This window comes from Pseudoflavonifractor phocaeensis, from assembly GCF_016901735.1.
In the GTDB taxonomy this organism is placed as follows: domain Bacteria; phylum Bacillota; class Clostridia; order Oscillospirales; family Oscillospiraceae; genus Pseudoflavonifractor_A.
Map to the genome: position 1 here is coordinate 1 of NZ_JACLZC010000103.1, position 6,017 is coordinate 6,017.

The 6,017-nt window shown below is 45.8% G+C and carries 6 protein-coding genes and 1 pseudogene; all 7 read left to right on the forward strand.

The window, feature by feature from the left end:
• Window positions 1–38 precede the first annotated feature (38 nt).
• Window positions 39–464 (forward strand): RNA polymerase sigma factor, encoded by a 426-nt coding sequence (locus H7U37_RS14195; protein WP_204876709.1) that lies wholly within the window; start codon window positions 39–41, stop codon window positions 462–464.
• A 172-nt stretch (window positions 465–636) separates the two neighbouring features.
• Window positions 637–846 (forward strand): annotated as a pseudogene (locus H7U37_RS14200) (TnpV protein); the annotation flags it as partial.
• 199 nt (window positions 847–1,045) lie between these two features.
• Entirely contained in the window at window positions 1,046–1,708 is a 663-nt protein-coding gene (locus H7U37_RS14205) for a response regulator transcription factor (RefSeq protein ID WP_204876710.1), read from the forward strand.
• Window positions 1,705–2,721, forward strand: a complete 1,017-nt coding sequence (locus H7U37_RS14210; protein ID WP_204876711.1) for a sensor histidine kinase — start codon at window positions 1,705–1,707, stop codon at window positions 2,719–2,721. The genes H7U37_RS14205 and H7U37_RS14210 overlap by 4 nt, the downstream gene beginning before the upstream one ends.
• Window positions 2,722–2,850: 129 nt before the next feature.
• Window positions 2,851–3,621: an ABC transporter ATP-binding protein gene (locus H7U37_RS14215; RefSeq protein WP_204876713.1), complete on the forward strand. Its 771-nt coding sequence runs from the start codon at window positions 2,851–2,853 to the stop codon at window positions 3,619–3,621.
• Complete coding sequence (locus H7U37_RS14220; RefSeq protein WP_204876714.1) at window positions 3,608–5,623, forward strand: FtsX-like permease family protein; 2,016 nt, start codon at window positions 3,608–3,610, stop codon at window positions 5,621–5,623. Before H7U37_RS14215 ends, H7U37_RS14220 begins: the two co-directional genes overlap by 14 nt.
• 3 nt (window positions 5,624–5,626) lie before the next feature.
• Window positions 5,627–5,761, forward strand: a complete 135-nt coding sequence (locus H7U37_RS16125; protein WP_272873493.1) for a hypothetical protein — start codon at window positions 5,627–5,629, stop codon at window positions 5,759–5,761.
• Window positions 5,762–6,017 lie beyond the last annotated feature (256 nt).

The following is a 6,017-nucleotide window of genomic DNA, read 5'->3' on the forward strand; positions in this document are numbered from 1 at the left end:
TTCACCCATCAATCTGTGAATCGAAACGGAGGTACATAATGCAGAAAATCAATCTTCGGGACCTGTATCCTGATGTTTATAAAACCGATGTCTTTGTGGACGTGGCCGAGGAAGTGCTGGCTGCGATCCAAGGCCAACAGCAGGCCGATGCTGCTTACGAGCGCCGGAAATTCCGGCATAAGGCCCATTACTCTCTGAACCGGGGTGACGGCATTGAAAACGATGCCCTTGCCCGGCCTCTTACCCCGGAAGAGGTTCTGGAGCAGAAGCAGCTGCGGGAAGAACTGTATGCTGCGCTAATGCAGCTGCCTGCCATCCAGGCCCGGCGCATCTACGCCCGGTTCTACCTGGGCATGACCGTGGCCGAGATCGCCCGGATCGAGGGCGCTGACCGCCGCCGTGTGTGGGACAGCATCCGGCGCGGGCTGAAGAAGCTGGCGGAGCTGCTGGCATTGGAAAAGTAATAAACTGCGTATGCCGATGAAGGCATAAAGAATGACCCGATGGAGGAATGTTTACCCCTCCATCGGGTCATCTTCATTGTCCGCCACAGTTATTCCCAATTAGAGGTAACCTGTATTTATTTAGACGGTCTGCCCCAGCAGTGACGCTATTTAACGGGACACTGGTCCAGCCCTGCTCCTGAGCGAAAAGCTGTCCCCGCACCTGTTGGAGATTGAGCGGACGGCGCGGGAGCGTATGGACGCCCTGCTGCCCCGCATGATGGAGGTGGCAGGCGTCACCGAGGAACTGAAAGCTCGTGATCCCATGCGCTGGGTGGGGCTGATGAACACGTTGAAAGCGCAGGCGGAGGAAGTGATTTTGCAGGAATTGGTTTATATCTGATTTTAGGCATAGATGAAGCCGGGATTTTGCCAACAAGCAATCAATTCCGGCTTCCTTACAAACTCGTAAGGTCGTTCGCTGTCACTTTATGGTATAATCAACTTGTATACGCGGGCAGCCGCTTGAAGTAACGGAAATGGAATACTGTAAGATGCGGAAAAGCCTGTGGATATGAGAACAAAACAAGGGAGGCAACGAAATGAAAATTTTTATCATAGAGGATGAGCCAGCAATCCGCGAGGAACTTACCCAACTTCTTGAAAAATACGGATACCAATGTGCCAGCAGCAGCGATTTTCATCATATTGCAGAAGCCGCCCTTGCATCAGGGGCGAGCCTAATTCTTTTGGACATCAATCTGCCGTATCAGGACGGATTTCAGGTTTGCAGAGAAATCCGGCAGAAATCCAATCTTCCAATCATTGTGCTTACCAGCAGAAACAGCGATTTTGACGAGCTAATGAGTTTGAATATCGGAGCTGACGATTATATTTCAAAGCCCTACAATGCACAGGTTCTTTTGGCCCGCATACAAAAACTTCTGGCCCGAACTTATGAAGTGCAGGACAATGTGGTTTTGACACACAAAGGTTTGACCTTAAACCTACTCAAAGCAGAAATCAGTTATCAAGGGCAGAGAAAATCTCTTACCAAAAACGAAATGGGGATTTTGCGTCTGCTCATGGTGAACAAAGGAAATATTATTCCTCGTGACGCCATTATTGATGAACTCTGGCAGAGCGAACAATTTATAGACGAAAACACTTTGAATGTGAATATCGTTCGTTTGCGGAAAACTCTGGCCGAGATCGGCTTGCCTGACTATTTGAAAACGAAACGTGGATTAGGGTATTGTGTATGAGATTATCTGAGTATCTTCTGGATCGCATTTTTTCACTGATTTGTATGCTGGTGTCGGCGCTCCTGCTGTTTGGCCTGCTTTGGTTGATTGAAACCCCTGCTACTTTTATTCTGTTTGCCGAGATAATCTTTATTGCAGCCTACATCGTTGCTTTGGCGTATGATTTTTTTCGCAAGCGAAGTTATTATAATTTGCTTCTGAAAATGGCGGAACAGATGGAAGAAAAGTCGCTTTTGGGCGAACTCTTGACACAGCCTCATTTTTTAGAAGGTCAGATTTTAGTGGATATTTTGCGGCGCTGTAATAAATACCAGAACGACCAGATTTCCAATGCAAAACAGGCAAGTCGGGAATACCGGGAGTACATTGATTCATGGGTACATGAGATTAAGACCCCCATTACCTCTGCCCGCCTGATGATAGAAAATGAAAAAAATCCCACCACGCTGCGTATCGACGATGAACTCCGCAAAATTGATACTTATGTAGAACAGGTACTATACTATGCCCGCAGCACGGATGTGGAAAAGGATTTCAAGGTAGAAAAAACCACATTGCAATCGCTTGTTCATGCTGCGCTAAAGACATATTCCAAGCCTCTGATTCAAGCAGGCGGAAAGCCTGTGTTGAATGGTTTGGACATTCCCGTCGTTGCTGATAGCAAGAGCTGCACATTTGTAATTGGGCAAATCATATCCAACGCAATCAAATATCGAAAAGACAATCTGCGAATTGAATTTTCCGCCAAAGTAGAGAAAAACGATGTTTCACTTTTCATTTCCGATAATGGGATTGGAATTTCTGCTGCGGATTTGCCGCGCGTGTTTGACAAAGGCTTCACTGGCGAAAACGGACGCCGCTATTCCAAGTCAACCGGGATTGGGCTGTATTTGAGCCAAAAGCTGTGCAAAAAAATGAATATTGTGCTTTCCGTTTCCAGTGAACCCGGACAAGGGACTACCGTAACTATGGTATTTCCCACGGAGAGCTATTTGAAGGAGGCGGGGCTGTAAAACCTCGCCTTTTTCAACCTTACATTCTGGTAAGGTAAATGTAATCTAACTTAATGGCACAGGCAAAGCCCCTATGGTAGAGTAAAAGTACAAAAGTAAACCGCTTTTGAGAAAGGAGCCTCATAACCAATGGACGACACAATCTTACGGGTGGATGACATCCAAAAATTTTACGGCAACAAGGGCAACCTGACAAAAGCCGTGGATCATATTTCTTTCTCTGTGCGTAAAGGTGAGTTTCTCGGTATTATGGGTTCTTCCGGCTCCGGGAAAACCACTTTGCTAAACTGCATCTCTACGATTGATACCGTTACCAGCGGCCATATTTATGTGGAGGGAAAGGATATTACGACGCTGCATGGATCGCAGCTTGCAGATTTTCGCGGAAAAAAGCTGGGCTTTATCTTTCAGGACTTCAATCTGCTGGATACTCTGACAGCCTACGAAAACATCTCGCTGGCCTTGTCTATCGCAGGAACCAAACCCAGCGAGATTCAAAAACGTGTCCCGCAGATTGCAAAGGCGCTGAACATTCAAGAAGTATTGAGTAAATATCCCTATCAGATGTCCGGCGGCCAACAGCAGCGGGTAGCCGCTGCAAGAGCAATGGTAACCAATCCCGCAATGGTGTTGGCTGATGAACCGACCGGCGCTCTTGATTCCAATTCCTCACGAATGCTGCTGACGATGCTGACGGAATTGAACAAACAGCTTGCGGCAACAATCCTCATGGTAACGCATGACGCTTTTTCCGCCAGCTATTGCCATCGGATTTTGTTTATCAAGGACGGGCAGGTGTTCAATGAGCTGCACCGAGGGACGGACACACGCAAAGACTTTTTTGCAAAAATTCTGGAAGTGGTTTCCGTCTTGGGAGGTGAGCAGAATGACCTCATTTAAGCTGATCTTCCGAAATGTTCATAAAAACATCCGGGACTATCTGATTTATTTCCTTACACTGACGCTTTCGGTCAGTCTGTTTTATGCCTTCAACTCAATTTCCGATCAGCCCGCTTTTTCCGATATGGGAATGACCGGTTCGCTCTTATACGACCAACTCGGCATACTGTTGTCCGCGCTTTCTGTTGTCATTGCGGTGGTATTGGCTTTCCTGATTATTTATGCCAACCAGTTTCTTTTGAAACGCCGCAAAAAGGAATTGGGCGTGTATATGATGCTCGGCATGAAAAAAGGACGCATTTCCCGGCTGTTTGCCGGTGAAACCCTTTGTGTTGGCGTCATTGCTTTGGTGACTGGATTGCTTTTGGGATTCTTCTTTTCACAGGGGCTTTCTTTGGTTGCACTAAAGCTCTTTGCGATTGAGCTGGCTAAATTTCAGATCGTATTTTCTGCCGGAGCATTTCGACAGACGGTACTTTGCTTTGCGATCATCTTCTTTATCGTAATGCTTTTCAATGTGTGGTCTGTAACCAATGTCAAATTGATTGACCTGCTGACAGCCAACAGAAAAAACGAAAGCATAAAAGGAGAAAATCGTATTTTGCCGCTCTGCCTGTTTGTGCTTTCTCTGATCTGCATAGGGATTTCCGTTGTGCTGTTCAACAAAAACGGAATACTGCCGTCTCGTGAAAATATGTCTTTTCAAATTGCAGGAGCGGCTTTGGTAGCTGGAACCTTTCTGTTGTTCAACTCATTATCCACTGTTTTTATCCAAGTTGTAAGAGCCGGTAAAGGGTTTTACTTGAAAGGGCTGAATACATTCCTTGTTCGTCAAATTGGCAGTAAAATACGCACGAATTATCTTGTGGTGACGATTGTTTGCGGCCTGCTGACCATTACCATCTGCGCTGTATCTATTGGGGCAAGCACGGCTCTTGCAATGAATGAACTGTCAAAAGCTGCAACCCCCTATGATTTGAATGTGCTTTCTAATGTTTCCATTGATGGCGACAACGATATTGTGGAGTATCTTGCTACACGCGATGTTGTAATGAGTGATTATGCGGAAAACTTGGAGCAAATCAGCATTTACGAAGCCGATATGACCTACGCAGAGCTATTTGAAGGTCAGAATGTCGAGCTGTGGCCTATTGACGAAGAAATTCCCGATAGCAAGGTTTCCGTAATTTCCGTTTCGGACTTCAATCGTGCTTTGTCTATGCAAGGCAAAGAGCCAATCACGCTGAACGACGACCAATACTTGTTAAACTGCAATTACACCGGGACATATCAATATGTTTCTGTGGCCTTACAAGATCATTCGGAAATTACAATCGGCGGCACAACTTTACTGCGTGCATCTGATGAAGTTCTGCAAGAAACATACTTTATGACTTCTGTTGGAAACAATGATCGCGGAACACTGATTGTCCCGGATCATGTAGTGGCTGTCCTCGAAAAAGACGTTAATGTGCTTTTGGTACAATACAAGCCGGATGTGGACTCTAATGAAATCCTGCAAAAGATGATTCCCATTGGGCTGGACGAAACGCACGGTTATCGGTATGCAGAAAAGAACATGATGTACGAAATGTTCTATGGCCTCAATGCTTTGGTAAGTTTCCTTTGTTGCTATATCGGCTTAATCTTTTTACTGATCTGTGCTGCTCTTTTGGCACTAAAACAGCTCACAGAAACGACTGACAACATTTACAGATATGGATTGTTGCAAAAGTTGGGAGCCAAGCGCAAGCAAATCAACCGCACACTTTTTACGCAGACGGCTGTGTTCTTTGCAATTCCGTTGACCGTTGCCGGAATATACTCAGCTTTCCTGATCGGAAAAGCTATGACTATTGTCGAGGAATTTATGAATATCCATATTTCGACAAACATTGGATTGACAATCATCCTTTTCCTCATAGTTTACGGAAGTTATTTTCTTGCGACTTATCTATCTTGTAAGCGCATTGTTACAGAGCAAAAGAGATCGGAGGTGTAAATCATGTTACCAGAAAATGTGAAATGGGACGCCGTGTTTCAAAGCATTGTAGACACATGGCTTCCTTTGATCGGCGTGGTTGCCGTAATCATTGTGATTGCCGTAATTGTTCATGTGGTTAAGAAAAAAAGAAAATAAGGATATACTGCCGGACGACGGCAAAAGAAAAAAAGCCGTCGTGCAGCAGACAATCCCCATGCCATAAACTCAACTTACGGCGGCTTTGAGAAAATCAAGGCCGCCGTTTCTTATGCCTTTGACAAAGGAGTGACGCCTATACGCTGACACGGCGGCTTTAGGAGGGAGCCGCCGTGAAGCAGAGACTGCTTCGACAAAATCTGGCAGGAATCTACCTGCCAAAAAAAGCCTAACACCTTACCTACCCCCATCTGCC